This is a genomic window from Aliikangiella coralliicola (assembly GCF_007004725.1).
Taxonomy (GTDB): Bacteria; Pseudomonadota; Gammaproteobacteria; order Enterobacterales; family Kangiellaceae; genus Aliikangiella; species Aliikangiella coralliicola.
The window spans coordinates 96,606-110,825 of sequence record NZ_ML660165.1; the positions used below are offsets into that span (position 1 = coordinate 96,606).

The 14,220-nt window shown below is 41.8% G+C and carries 10 protein-coding genes; 3 read left to right on the top strand and 7 right to left on the bottom strand.

What is annotated here, in order from left to right; all coding sequences use genetic code 11:
- Positions 1-97: 97 nt before the first annotated feature.
- Entirely contained in the window at positions 98-2,515 is a 2,418-nt protein-coding gene (locus FLL46_RS13790; protein ID WP_142894329.1) for a S9 family peptidase, read from the bottom strand.
- Between the two features lie 399 nt (positions 2,516-2,914).
- On the opposite strand from FLL46_RS13790, the gene FLL46_RS13795 reads away from it, so the two are divergent.
- Together FLL46_RS13795 and FLL46_RS13800 are read left to right on the top strand one after the other, a co-directional pair.
- A complete protein-coding gene (locus FLL46_RS13795) occupies positions 2,915-3,802 on the top strand; it encodes a BPSS1780 family membrane protein (protein WP_142894331.1) in 888 nt (295 codons plus the stop codon).
- A gap of 8 nt (positions 3,803-3,810) precedes the next feature.
- The gene (locus FLL46_RS13800) at positions 3,811-5,523 is read left to right on the top strand and encodes a sensor domain-containing diguanylate cyclase (RefSeq protein WP_142894333.1); all 1,713 of its coding nucleotides are present in this window, start codon (positions 3,811-3,813) and stop codon (positions 5,521-5,523) included.
- A gap of 129 nt (positions 5,524-5,652) precedes the next feature.
- Here FLL46_RS13800 and FLL46_RS13805 read toward each other — a convergent pair whose 3' ends face one another.
- Together FLL46_RS13805 and FLL46_RS13810 are read right to left on the bottom strand one after the other, a co-directional pair.
- Positions 5,653-6,384 carry a hypothetical protein gene (locus FLL46_RS13805; RefSeq protein ID WP_142894335.1) on the bottom strand — a complete coding sequence of 244 codons (732 nt, stop codon included), beginning with the start codon at positions 6,382-6,384 and terminating at the stop codon, positions 5,653-5,655.
- Positions 6,385-6,400: 16 nt separating this feature from the next.
- Complete coding sequence (locus FLL46_RS13810; RefSeq protein ID WP_142894337.1) at positions 6,401-6,883, bottom strand: YajQ family cyclic di-GMP-binding protein; 483 nt, start codon at positions 6,881-6,883, stop codon at positions 6,401-6,403.
- 506 nt (positions 6,884-7,389) lie between these two features.
- Between FLL46_RS13810 and mgtE the strand changes: the two genes are divergently transcribed.
- Positions 7,390-8,778, top strand: a complete 1,389-nt coding sequence (gene mgtE / locus FLL46_RS13815) for a magnesium transporter (RefSeq protein WP_142894339.1) — start codon at positions 7,390-7,392, stop codon at positions 8,776-8,778.
- Positions 8,779-8,849: 71 nt separating this feature from the next.
- Here the strand turns inward: mgtE and FLL46_RS13820 are convergent, their stop codons facing one another.
- From FLL46_RS13820 to FLL46_RS13835, 4 genes are all read right to left on the bottom strand, one after another.
- Complete coding sequence (locus FLL46_RS13820) at positions 8,850-10,181, bottom strand: dipeptidase (RefSeq protein WP_142894341.1); 1,332 nt, start codon at positions 10,179-10,181, stop codon at positions 8,850-8,852.
- A 183-nt stretch (positions 10,182-10,364) separates the two neighbouring features.
- Complete coding sequence (gene der, locus FLL46_RS13825) at positions 10,365-11,855, bottom strand: ribosome biogenesis GTPase Der (RefSeq protein ID WP_142894343.1); 1,491 nt, start codon at positions 11,853-11,855, stop codon at positions 10,365-10,367.
- A gap of 440 nt (positions 11,856-12,295) precedes the next feature.
- Entirely contained in the window at positions 12,296-13,432 is a 1,137-nt protein-coding gene (gene bamB / locus FLL46_RS13830; RefSeq protein ID WP_142894345.1) for an outer membrane protein assembly factor BamB, read from the bottom strand.
- Positions 13,432-14,184, bottom strand: coding sequence for a YfgM family protein (locus FLL46_RS13835; RefSeq protein ID WP_168204163.1), 753 nt, complete (start codon positions 14,182-14,184; stop codon positions 13,432-13,434). Before FLL46_RS13835 ends, bamB begins: the two co-directional genes overlap by 1 nt.
- Between the last annotated feature and the right edge of the window lie 36 nt (positions 14,185-14,220).

Consider the following 14,220-nt stretch of genomic DNA (forward strand, 5'->3'; position numbering starts at 1 on the left):
TACTAAATAAAAGATCGGCATATATGCCGACCTTCGTTATTCACTCATTAAGTGCTTAAACTAACCCGCACTTGTAAAAGCTGACCTGAGCAAGCCATCAATTCTCATTCAGATTTCTTTCAAACAATTGATAAATTCGCGTATATTCATCTAACCAGCTTGAAGGTTGTCTGAAACTATGAGGCTCAACCGGATAAATAGCGGTCTCAAAATAGGGTGTTTTTTCCAACTCAATTAAGCGCTGCACCAATCGAACCGTGTCTTTAAAAAAGACATTATCGTCTACCATTCCATGTGCTATCAAAAGTGGTTTATTAAGTCCTTCAGCAAATTCGATCGGCGAGCTTTTCTCATAAGCGTCGGGATCAGTGCGTGGTGTATTGAGAATATTTGAGGTGTAACCGTGGTTGTAATGAGCCCAATCAGTAACAGGTCTTAAGGCTGCACCGGCGGCAAATACTTCCGGCGATTTAAATAAAGCCATAAAGGTCATAAAACCGCCATAAGAACCACCATAAATACCGATTCTTTGTGGGTCAACATTCGCATTATCGACCAACCATTTTGCGCCGTCAGTGAGATCTTCTAATTCAGGCGTTCCCATCTGCCGATAGATTGCGGTACGCCAATCTCGCCCATACCCTTTAGATGCGCGGTAGTCCATATCAAGAACGACATAGCCTCGCTCTGTTAGCATGTTATGGAACATATATTCTCTAAAGTAACCAGACCACCCTTGATGAGAATTTTGCAAGTAACCCGCGCCATGGACAAAAATAACAGCCGGCTTTTTATTATTGGCACCGACTTTTTCATTATTTTTCGCTTGATAAAAACGAGAGTAGATTGACCGTTTAATATGAGAAGAAGGCACTTCAACAATCTCTGGTTTTTGCCACTCAACAGCTTTAAAAGCAGCACTGGCAGTATCAGTGATTTTTTCAGCCGGTTGCTCGGAATCAAGCGCTTTTAAATAGAGTTCAGGTAACCTGGTGGTGGTTGAGTGCCGGATTAAAAGCTTGGTTTCATCTGGTGATAACACATAATCATTAACGCCTCCCAAATCAGTCAACGCCTGTAATTTACCTTTCAGCGAAACTTTATAAATTTCATAAATGCCAGGATGTTTTTTGTTGGCCTTAAAGTAAAGCGCTTGACCGTCTTTAGAAACAGTCACATTGCTCACTTCATACTCACCCTCGGTCAGTTGTCTTGCGCGACGCTTTCCCTTCTTAATATATAAGTGAGCATAACCATCTTCCTCTGACACGTAATAAAGAGTTTGATTATCTGGTAACCAACCGAACTCATTAAACGTCCAATCGTTAATCCACGCATCGTCAGACATCCAGTGCAGGGTCTTCAGTTTTCTTTTATTCACATCAAGGCCCACAATCCAGCGATCTTTATTATCATAAGAATAAAGTAACAGCGCGACATTATTACTATTATCGCTCCACTCTACACCACGATTTGCTGTCCAGTTATGCGCATAAATGGCTCTAGGCTCCTGAAGTTCCTTGTATTTGTAACCGATTTTTTTTGCTGCATCTTTCTTGAGATCGGCCAATGGGTCATCATTAATCCCAGGCAAGTTATCGGTGTCTATCGGGTATTTTTGCTGATTTTTCAGATCAATCAGATAAAAAGTTTCGTTAGTCGGTTTTGAAGTACCAACCAACGGCCGCACATTTCTGTTGTTAACATAGCCGTCCGCAGTGACAAATTCAGGCATATTATCGGCTTTCCCTGACTTGCTTTTCTTGATCGTTCCTAAAATTAACCAATTTGCGTCGGGTGACAATCTGAAAGTGTTAATATCAATTCCTTCTCCCAGATACCAGGTTTTACTCTGACTGATTTTGTTCTGTTTGCGGCGTTCAGCCTGAAAATCCTTTTCCTTCTCTGTTTTTTCAATGTAGCTGAGCAAGCGAGGCTGGCTTTGTTCTAAATAACTTTTTGAGGCTTTCTGTTCGGGATCAGATGTAGTTTTAAAATCTGCGATTTGCCGGGCGAGTCCAGAACTCATCTCATACAAAAAGATTTTCCGGCCTTCGAAATAACTAATGACTTCATCACTGACAAAACGTGGGTTAGATTGCCGCGCATCATCAGACGAAAACCGAGTGATTTTTCCTGACGAAAACTCGATTAAAAATAAATCGCCCTGGTAAGCAAATACTCCATTGGTGCCAGACTGATTTTTTTCAGCCTGCTGACTCGCTAGATAAAGCGCTTCATCATCAGCTAAGGCGACCACTTTTTTATCTTCAAGCTGAACCTTAAACTGGTTCTGATGGCTATGTCCCTGAGCTTTTTGAGAATAGAAGACGGCTGTTCCATCGAGTGACCAACGCGGATTGCTCGGAGCATTACCCATCCAGTCCGGATCAGCCATGATCTTTTTTAAACTCAAGACTTTTGAATTATTGGTTGTGTCAGCTGCAGTCTCAGCCAAAACAGGAGAGGCGGCGAAAAGCAGTGAAACACATAGGGTTGATTTTGATAACCACATAGTAGGAGTCCCAGAAGATTTCATATAGTTTTGTTAGTTTTCATGAAGTTAGGCGAAAGAAAATAATCCCAAAGAATAACACTATTCCCCCCAAGGGTGTAGTTCAGGCCAGAGAAATTAGCCAATGAATGGGCTTTTAAAGGTTAGTAAATGTTAATTTTCGCAGATTTCGAATATCAGCTAGCCGCCCTGCTAGAAATGGTAAGCACAATCTACCGTACAAACCGCATAAATCAAGCAATTACAAACCACCATAGCTTGTTGCCAGATAATGAATTGATTATAGTAGTTGCTTTCATCACTTTGTGCATAATTACGTGAAATCAGTCGTTAACAAAACCTGTCGACCTTTTTCAATTATCAAAGACCAACCAGACGCTAGCCATTGAGGAGATATTTGTGTCGGACAATTTGTATCAACCGCCAAATTCTGAAAATCCGGGAACACCGCCACCGCCACCTTCGAATTCCGAATTTCGAAGAGTTCAGGCAGCAAATGGTGTTTCCTGGTTAACCAATGCATTAACACTATTTAAAAATAATCCCGGTGCCTGGATTAGCTGCATGTTAGTCATGATAGTGATTTTATTTATCATGTTACTGATTCCCATTGTTCAACTGCTAGGTGGCATTGCAGTATCAATCTTTACCGGCGGAATCATGTTTGGGTGCCAGCAGGTTAAATACGGCAAAGACTTTAGTATGAATCACTTGTTTGCTGGATTTGAAAAAAATATGAACGGACTAATAATTGTTGGCGCAATTTATCTTGGAGGAACCTTCGTTTGCTCCGCAGTTGCGTTTGGTATCGCCTCGTTATTAGGTTTCCAGCCCATGGAAATCGATCCCAACAGTATCACTGCTGGAAAGTTTGATGCCGAAGCTTATTTATCTTCACTGTTGCTGCCGCTGCTGATTATGTTGGGACTAATGGTTCCAGTCATTATGGCTTATTGGTTTGCGCCAGCACTTGTCATGCTACGAGGCGTTCCGCCAGTAGACGCAATGAAAAAAAGTTTTAAAGCATGTAGTGCCAATATGATTCCATTTCTGATCTACGGTCTGGTGGCATTTATCGCGCTGATTATTGTGTCGATATTAACGGGGTTAGTTTCATTGATTATTCCGGTTGGTGCTCTTTCAGTTCTGATAAGTATTGTTACTAATCTGATTATTTTTAGCATCTTAATGGCTTCAATTTTCACGTCTTTTGAAGATATATTTCCGGATGAGACTCCATCGTTCCCTCATGAAAGTGATGATGATTCTTCGAGTTTAGTGGCCTAGAAATACCGATGATCTTAAACCCGTTAACTAAAAGCCGAGCTCAACCTGGTATTTTCATCGGTTTTATCATTGTCTTTTATTTATGTTTAAGATCACTTCAACCGGTTAGTGCAGCGCAGCTAGTCGACACCATTCCAACAAACCTTGAACATAACTGGACGGTTTGTTGGCATTTTGCATCAAGAAAATCCAGCTGTGAAAACCAGAGCTTACCGTTAAAATATCAATCGCAAAGTCATGCAGTAAAGTACCAGACATTTAGTAAGGACTTTATTCTCAGCAGCGACTTAAAAAACAAGACGATTGGCATCTGGCTTCAACATGTAGATGACGTTGATGAAGTTTACGTTAATAATCACCTCATCGGCAAAACGGGTCAATTCCTCCCTTCATTCGATAGCGGTTTTCGCTATCCAAGATTGTATCTAATCCGTGGAGATCTGCTTCACTTTAACCGATTTAACCATATTGAGATCAAAACCTTTAGCTCAAAAAACCTACCCGGAATTCAATTTCACCCACCAGTTATTGGTGACTATCTCAGTATTCAGCATAAGCTCCAGGAAAATAATTTTGGTTACGTTGTCGCAGCTACCATATTGCTTGTACTGACGGTCTTTCAAATTTTTTACTTTGTTGTTGTTAAAGGCAACTATGAAACCGTTTATTTTGCAATGTTTCTCGGTAGTTTCGCATTTGTCTCCTTAACCCGTTCATTGTTGCCACTTGACCTCGGGCTCGACCTGAGCGCAATATTTAAGCTCGAAACATTTATGCTAAATTTTTCCATCACTTCACTGGCGCTATTTATTTTTAATTTTTTCGAATTAGAAATCAGACGAATCTACTCAGCAGGGCTTTTCGCTTTAGGTATATCCGGTGTCGCCATTGTGATCTGGCCAATTACTTTAAATATTCGGCAAATTGCAGAAATCAATTACTGGCTGCTGATTATCGTCACTTTTTTTGTTATCGGTAGCGCGCTAATTATCGCGTTACATAAACAACGAAAATACTCATTGGTTATTAGCGCTACTGGCGTGAGCGGGTGGCTGGTTCTCATTTACGACGCAACAATGCAGTCGGCTGGAATTTTCGAAATCGATCTTCAAATTCGACCACTAATTTTACCGATGGTAGCAGCACTGGTTGGAATTATCTTAGCGCTGACACTGACCCATAAATATTGGCACTTTTTTAAAGGCTCCACTTACGATCATTTAACCGGCACATTATTAAGGCCTGCATTTTTTCAGCGACTCTCCGAAGAAATGCAGCGAACTCAGCGCGGTGGTAATCAACTATTGGTGGCCGTCATTGATATTCAACAAGCCAGGAAAATTAGTATCAACTATGGTTACAGCATCGGCAACCATTTGCTGACAACGATTAGCAACTCTCTAACTCAGGTGCTACGACCTTTTGATTTAATTTGTCGATTCAGCGATGAACAATTTGGTGTCGCGGCCTCAATTTCTGGACGCCAGGACGCGGAGTCTTGTTTAAAAAGAGTTTACCAGGAGCTTATTAATATTCAGCAACCCATCAACCAGGATATTGAACTTTATGTTGATGCGAGAATCGGCGGCGTGATTTACGATTCCGATCAACATCTCTCGGTTTCGCATTTACTACAAGATGCAAACTACGCTTTATCAAAGGCAAAAAGTCAATCCAAGCACAACTATCTATTAATCAATAGCCCGGCAGCAACCGCGTAAAACCCAATCAGGTTTTCTGCTCACATCGCTCTTAAGTAACCAGGGTTCAGAATAAGTAACCTGAATTCGGGATAATTAACCTCAGCTCTTATTCCAAGCTGGGGTTAACTAATAATGATTTATTACAACTCATTCGGCAGCAGGACAGTGTGCGCTTCTCTTTTCATCGAACTCGATTGATTCTAAATCAGTTAGATCTCTCAATCTAAAAATAAGCGGGTTATTCACATCAGAAAAAAAGCGGTAACCTAGTACGGAATTCGCAAAAGCCACTTTATTAGAAGAAGCTCTGGCGTCAATATCCCGTACCATAACCATTTCGGGGTGCATTTTCTTTAAGGTATCAACAAGTGCGACATACTTATCACGGTCGCCTGGTCTGATATGAGGAGGATAAATATTGAACTCTTTTTCTAACTGAACCACTCTTAACCGCCCTCGTTCGCCGTCATCGGCAACCACACGAAAAGTCACAAATAGTTTAGTTTTAGAGTCGTTTTCAACTTCTCCAGTTAGCGATAAGGGAGTACAAATTGCTTTGACTCGACTCAATTGATCTAACACCACTTGATCAAACTTTTGTAATTGAATGATATAAGGTGCAAGTTGTTCTAAAGCACTTTTGTCAGTAATTAATTTTTCATTATATTCATAATAAAGATCATCAATCGACATTTCTTTAAGTTGCGTTTTTATGGCTCGAGTGGTTTTGTAATCGACCGTTACTTTTTTCCACTCCACTTGTAATGTGTCAACATCATCACCGATACAAATATTTTCAAGACACAAACGGTCTTCGGCTGTACTAAACGGGCTTAACAGCGTAGCGCTAATAGTCGCTAACAAAAACCATGTTTTCATTGAACAATGACCTCTTTTAATCTCTGAAGTTATTAAACTGCAACGGCCATTCTAATGATTCTTCCTTGATCAAACTGATGGCAGTTTGCAAGTCGTCTCTCTTTTTTCCAGTCACTCGAACTTTGTCACCTTGAATGCTGGCTTGTACTTTTAGCTTGGCATCTTTAATCATCTTTACGATTTTTTTCGCCAAAGCCTGTTCGATACCTTCACGCACAGTAATTGATTGATGAACAATTTTACCTGATGGTTGAACCGGTCCTAAGTCCATACATTTGGCATCGATATTACGTTTGACCATTTTTGTTCGCAAAATATCCACAAGTTGCCGAGCCTGAAAATCTGCATCAGCGGTAATCTTAACGACCTTGTTATCCAGCTCATAATTCGATGAGGTGCCTTTCAAGTCGAAACGAGTCGAAAGCTCGCGTATAGCCTGGTCTACAGCGTTGCGTAATTCATGGCTATCAATTTCAGAAACAATATCAAAAGACGGCATTTGCTCAATCCACAAACAATATTAGATTGGCGCATTTTTACACAGGAGACAATAAAAGGCTACTGGCAAGTTATCGAATTATTAACACATATCGCTAATGTTAACGCCATTTAGCCGATTATCACTAAACGCTATATAACCTGAATGCGGATAAGAGCTCAGGTTAAACATCATTACTCAACCAGCAGATGCCGGGGGTCTTCCCCTAAAATATGACCAAATACAGCATATCTGAATTTGTGACTATACTTGATCACAACAAAAGACTTGTAGATGGCAAACGTCTGAGGAAAGCAAAAACAACAAAGTTAAAAACTAAGAAATGATATTGTTCGGCGAATTTTGGGATAAAATTCTCTCAAGTAATCCCTCAATATCTCGTATTCGAAATAAAAAATTGGACAGATTTTCAATAACTTGTGATAATTTCGTCTGTCTGTATCCCCAACTCGCGAGACTCTCTTTCTCGCACTAACTAACTATAAGACGCAATAACCATAAGAATCATGCCAATACTGGAAAACTTCGAAAACGAATACAGTAGCGATCACTTACAACAGCTCAATGAGGCGTTGCAAAGTGGTATGTTTGTGCAAGTTCGTATGATGCTGAATGAGTTGCCTGCAGCCGATGTCGCCCACTTTCTCGAATCAACTCCACCTAAAGAGAGAGACCTTCTTTGGCGTCTGATCAATACCGAACGAGAAGGTCAAGTTCTCCAGTTTCTAGATGACGAAATTCGAAATGAATATGCCTCAAATATGGATCCAGCCGAACTGGCGGCGGCCACTCGGGATCTGGATATTGATAATCAGGCAGACATACTCGGCGACTTACCTGATCGAATTGTGAAAGAAGTGCTGGCTTCAATGCGAGTGCAAGATCGTCACCGAATCGAGCACGCTCTGGGTTATCCGGAAGATAGCGCCGGTGGATTAATGAATACCGACGTAGTGACCGTCAGGCCACTCGTTACTATTGAAGTTGTTCTTCGTTATCTAAGGATGAAAAAAGAACTACCGGATAACACAGACAGTATTTACGTGGTCGATTCTGAAGACAAATTTATCGGCGCAGTAAAACTTTCCTCTCTCATTATCAGCCAACCGGAACAACCGGTTGACGACGTTTTAGACAAAGATATTCAACCCATTCCAGTGTCTCTACCTGACGATGACGTAGCAAGGCTTTTTGAGAGGCGTGACCTGATTTCTGCGCCGGTTATCGACGAAAACGGAAAATTACTCGGTCGTATTACGATTGACGATGTTGTCGATGTCATCATTGAAGACGCTGATCACTCTTTGATGAGTATGGCCGGACTTGATGAAAACGATGATACCTTTGCTCCGATTGTGACTAGCGCAAAACGCCGCGCCATATGGCTTGGGATCAATTTAATAACCGTGATGGTTGCCGTTGCAGTGATTGGTGTTTTTGAAGACACAATTAAGGCAGTCACAGCTTTAGCGATTCTGCAGCCGATCGTTCCTAGCATGGGTGGAATTGCCGGAACCCAGACGCTCACTTTGGTGATCCGTGGACTCAGCGTTGGTCATATTAGTAGTATTAATTTTCGCTGGTTAATGCTTAAGGAACTAGGTGTCAGTGTACTCAACGGTTTACTCTGGGCCTTAGTCGTCGGTTTAAGTGTCTATTTGTTTTTTAGCTTAACCAATGAATACTCGTCAAGTGCACCGCAGCTAGGTATCACAATCGCCGGAGCAATGATTATTAACCTGGTGGTTGGTGCAACTCTGGGCGCGGTTCTTCCAATGATTATGACCAAAATGAAAATTGACCCTGCGCTGTCCGGTGGCGTTGTGTTAACCACTGTTACCGACATGGTGGGCTTTTTCTCCTTTCTTGGGCTCGCCACCTTGTTTTTTGCCTAGGGCGTGTTTATCTTTCGTTCTTTAAGATTGCCGACCTGAGTATCTCCCGTGATAGACTGACCGTGTGAAGACTACTTTTGCTTTTCTGCGTAATCTTCAACTTGCTTCCAGACACGCATTAAATTGCCGGATAAAATTTTCGCAATATCAGCTTCACTATAACCTCTATCCATCAACCCTTGAATTAAATTTGGATATGATGAGACGTCTTTTAGATCAACCGGAAGACTGTCACCCACACCATCGTAATCAGAACCTACCCCAACATAATCAATGCCGACTAGTTTCACCACATGATCAAAATGATCCAGCACATCACTTAAACCCGCATAGGGGAAAGGTTTCTCAGCTAAGTAATCGCTGGTAAATTTCTTTACCTGCTCGCTACTCTGCTCAACTTTATTCTTTTTCATAAAGTCTTCTCGGGCAGCCTTAAACACATTCCAATGCTCAAGCGCAGGTTTAGAAATAAATGTCGATCCGAAGTTAATTTGAATAACACCACCATTTTTCGCTAATAACCGGATCATGTCATCACTCATGTTTCTTTCAAATCCAGGTGTGAAATGTCGGGCCGACGAATGTGATGCAATGACGGGGACTTTGCTGATTTCCATCACCTGGTAAAAAGCTTCATCAGAAATATGTGATACATCGATCATTACACCGGTATTATTCATTGCTGTTACCAGCTTTTTGCCAAACTCGGTTAAACCTTTGGCGGGTCGGCTTTCATCATAGGAAGAATCAGAAATATGATTAGCTTTAGAGTGAGCAAGCGTTATGTAACGAATACCACGTTGGTAAAAGTGTTGTAAATTTTCTAACTTACCCTCGATAGGACTCCCATTTTCCAGTCCCATCGGTAATGAAATAATTCCTTTCTCAAAATTACTTTCAACCTCAGCCGTAGAATAAGCAAGTGCGTATTTTTGCGGTGCCTTTTTAACAATGCCTTCAACCATATCGATCAATTTGTCGGCCAACTCCTTGCTCCCGCCGGTTTCCTGTAATGACGCGGGAATATAAATCGACATAAACGGTGCATCTAATCCACCAGCAACAGCTCGCTGATAATCAAAGTCTCCTCCTTCTGTCGCCTGACTAATATCTTCGAACTTTTCTTCTAGTCGATAAGGCACGTCAATATGGGTGTCTGCAATAATATATTTTTTGGCAATTTCTGATGCTGTCAGCTTTTTGGTTTTCACCTGTTCTGATAAAACTTGCGTCGGTTTTGCCTTCAATTTATCTTCAGCAACCGACGCCTCTTTTTGCTCCTGACATCCTGCAAGACCTATTAAAGCGACTAGCGACAAAATTGGCTTAACTACTCGTCGAGATGATTTTGAATCGAATTGACTTGTTTTGAAAACTAGAGGTTTGAGTTGACTCAGAAGCATTGTTATTCTCTCGTAAGTTCAAAGCGAATAGGCACTTTGCCCTTGCGAGACTGAAATGTCAAATAACCCCGCCACAGCTTTGTTATTGGACAAGAGTGGCGTGTTGAAGAAATTTCACGCTGAAACGATTGTAGATTTTAACTAATACAGAAGTGGTAGCCCAATCATCGCTACCGTTCCGGCTTATTTTTTCTTAGAAAGTTTTTTAATCTTTTTTCGGTTTCGCCGAGACTTTTCTAACAGCTCTTCGGTTACTTTCTTTTTACGTCCTTCATAAGGATTCTGGCTTTCTTTCAGTTCAAATTTGATTGGCGTACCTATGATTTTCAGCGCTTCCCTGAAACTCTTTTCCAGATAACGAATATAAGAATTCGGTAACGACTTAGTCTGATTGCCATGAATCACAATTCGAGGTGGATTGTGGCCGCCAGGGTGAGCAAAACGTAGCTTAATCTTAAATCGGCCACCCGCCGGTGGTTGATGTTTAGCAACGGCCATTTCTAAAATACGCGTCAGCTTTGAGGCATTCATTTTTACGCGAGCGCCCGCATATGCTTCATCTACCGCTTCCCATAAATGACCGACATTAGTGCCATGTAATGCCGAAATAAATTTCACCCGGGCAAAATCAGCAAAGTGCAGGCGGCGTGTAATCGCTTCTTTGACGTCAGTTCGTTTGTCTTCCGGTAAATTATCCCACTTATTAATACCGAGCACTAATGAGCGACCTGCATCAATCGCAAAACCGAGTAGATTTAAGTCTTGCTCTGTAATTCCTTCGCGAGCGTCAAAAATCATAATGACAACATTGGCATCGTTGATCGCTTGCAGTGTTTTTAATACGGAAAACTTTTCGACGGCCTCATGCACTCGGCCTCGCTTTCTTACACCCGCCGTGTCGATCAGCGTATATTTTTTATCACGCCTTTCCATCTCAATATAAATGGAATCTCGCGTTGTACCCGGCATATCGTAAACGACGACTCGATCTTCGCCTAACATACGATTAACCAGAGTAGATTTACCAACATTAGGTCTTCCGATGATAGCGAGTTTGGGGCCGAGTTCTATTTCATCGGTTTTGGTCGACTCCTCACTTTCGGAATCAGCCGAGTCTTCCGCCGATGCTATCAGTTGCTCTTCTGAAAACTCAGGCGTTGGCTCAGGTTCAATTGCGCTGAGATTCGCTGCAGGCAGAATAACATCTTCAACCAGTCGACCAACACCGCGACCATGAGCAGCGGCAATCGCGGAAACAGACTCAAAACCAAGGGAGTAAAAATCGGTTAACACTGTGTTCTGATCAAAACCATCGACTTTATTCACAACAAGATTAATCGTTTTATTCTCTAACCTTAACTGTTGAGCAATGGATTCATCAATGGTCGTTAACCCATCTCTTGCGCTAACGATAAAAAGAACAATATCGGCTTCGCGAACGGCCTGCATTGACTGCTCAGCCATTAAACCATCAACCCCGACTTCACCACCGGTAATACCGCCGGTATCAATGATGATAAAAGGATTATTTTGTAATTTAGCATGGCCGTATTGTCGATCACGAGTCAAGCCCGGCAGATCAGCTACCAGTGCATCTCGGGTACGAGTGAAACGATTAAACAGCGTTGATTTACCAACATTGGGGCGCCCAACTAGCGCAATAACAGGCAACATGATTAGAACCTTATGTGCATTTGAAACTACTCTACTTTTAACCAATACGCTTGAACGCCGCACTTTAACATCACTATACGCCGTGTACACATTTAGCAGAATGGGTGTTGCATTGATGAAGTGTTGATTAAAACACAACGATCAACAATCGTTTTTAAAGATAGCAGTTTAAGTAACAAATCTCTAAAAAGCGTATTTTAAAAAGAATACCTCGTGTTAAGGCATTGATGAAAACAATTTTATTAAGCAGACTCAACTAAGTCAGAGATAACTATTAAAGCTCGTCGACAAGGTATTCGGATAAACAAGGTATTTGGATAAACAAAGCACTTGAACAAACAAAATACTTGGGCCAACGAGCATTTAATTTTAGCTGGATATTGATTATTGTCCTAAAAACTCGATTAACATAGAACAGCTTCAAACAAAATTGGCAACTGCTATTCTTGTTTTACCGCGTAAAGCGTTCCGCTATTTCCTAATAAAATAATCTTATCTTCGATAACCAATGGAGCTGCGCTAATCCCATCAGAATCAATTTGCTCTCGACTTAACATTTCTCCGTTCTGTCTGGAGAACCAATGAAGGTAACCTTCAAAATCTGCCGCCGCAACTTTGTCGCCAACGGCCACCGGTGGCGTTAACTGACGACGGTGTAAACTCTTCTGAGTCCACAGGATAATGCCATTGTCACGGTTAACCGCCGACACAAAACTGTTTTCGTGAGTCACTAATAATATCAACTCTGAAACAGTAATTTCTTGAAAGGTCGACAATTCTCGCTGCCAATTTACCTCTCCATTGCGTGCGTCAAGGCTCGCTAAATTACCATTGTAGGAAGCTACATAAATGTTAGCACCGGCCACTTGAGGACGAATATCAACGTCAACCAGCTTTTGAATTTCAGAGCGACCAATCGGTGCAGTGATAGTTTTTTCCCAGGCCATTCTGCCATTCTGTAGAAGAAAAACAGCTAATTTTCCATTCGAAAATCCAGAAATAGCGCCACCACCAGCAATAACCGGCGACGAATTACCGCGCAAAGTTAAACTGGGAATAAGCTGATCGTAAAACCATTTTTGCTCACCGGTTTCGGCATCAAACGCTGTTATCTTGCCATCAACAGAATTAACAACAACGTAGCCATCGCCGATCGCAGGGCTTGATATCACTTCGCTGGAAACCGATTTGCGCCACTTGATACTGCCATCTTCTGCGCTTAACACAACAAGCTCACCGTGTTGAGTACCAACGGCAACAAGATCGTTAGCGACTGCCGGACCACCGCCAATTTCAGTTTCTAATTCAGTTCTCCAGACAATGTCGCCATTTTCGTGGTTAACCGCTGCAATTTGGCCAGAGTTTTCCGCAACAAATATTTTTCCGTAGGCGAATACTGGAGAGACTTTAACGGTTGTGTCAGTTGTGCCGTCGCCAATCGATACTGACCACAATTCTTCGGTTTCAAACTGGTTATCAAGCTCAACTAATGGGTCTGGTTCATAAATATCAACTTCGTCGCTACAACCTGACACCAATATAACCGCAACAATTATTCCCCAGAAAATCAATCGCATTATTTGGCCGCCTCCTGAGGTTCTTTCGACTCAGTTTCAGATTCTGCCGAAGTCTCATCTTGTGAGGTTGCGGTGGCTTCAGCTTTTGCCGCAGTTTCAGACACTTCTTTGCTGATAAACGCCGCATCAGTTTTATTTAGCTCATCTATTTTTACCTGCAAACTAGGATGACGCGCTGAGATCGCTGTATCAGCACTGGCCACTTTATAAGCTTCCAAAGCTTCTGTTTTTCGCTCTAACGCCATTAATGCGTCGCCTTTAACCAGGCTTGCTAAGGTGTAATAACCTGACTCTTCATCAAGTGAAACCAACGTTAAGGCTTGCTGCGCTTTATCTTGCTGGATAAAAATTCTGGCTAGTCGAATTTTCGCAATTGCAGCCAACTCGTTACCGGCATGGTTGTCAACAACCCAGGTCAATTCCGCGACAGCTTTACTCAAATCATCTGCTTCAACCGCTTGCTTCGCTAATTGAAAAGCAGCCAGAATCGCATAACTAGACTCTGGATATTGCGACTTTACGGCTAAAGCATTCTCAGTTAAGCCTTCTTTTTCTTCAGTCTTTAGACTATCGGTTACTTTAATATAAAGGTCAGACGCCGCTTCCTGATAAGCAACCTCTTGCTCAGTCCAATATTTCCATCCGCCAAACCCGGCTAGTCCAAGTACTGCGCCAACAATCAGTGGCGTACCATTGTCACTCCACCATTCTTTTAATTTTTCTACTTGTTGTTCTTCTGTATCGTAACTCACTGTAAACTCCTGATTTGTAAATCTTAAATTTGCTAT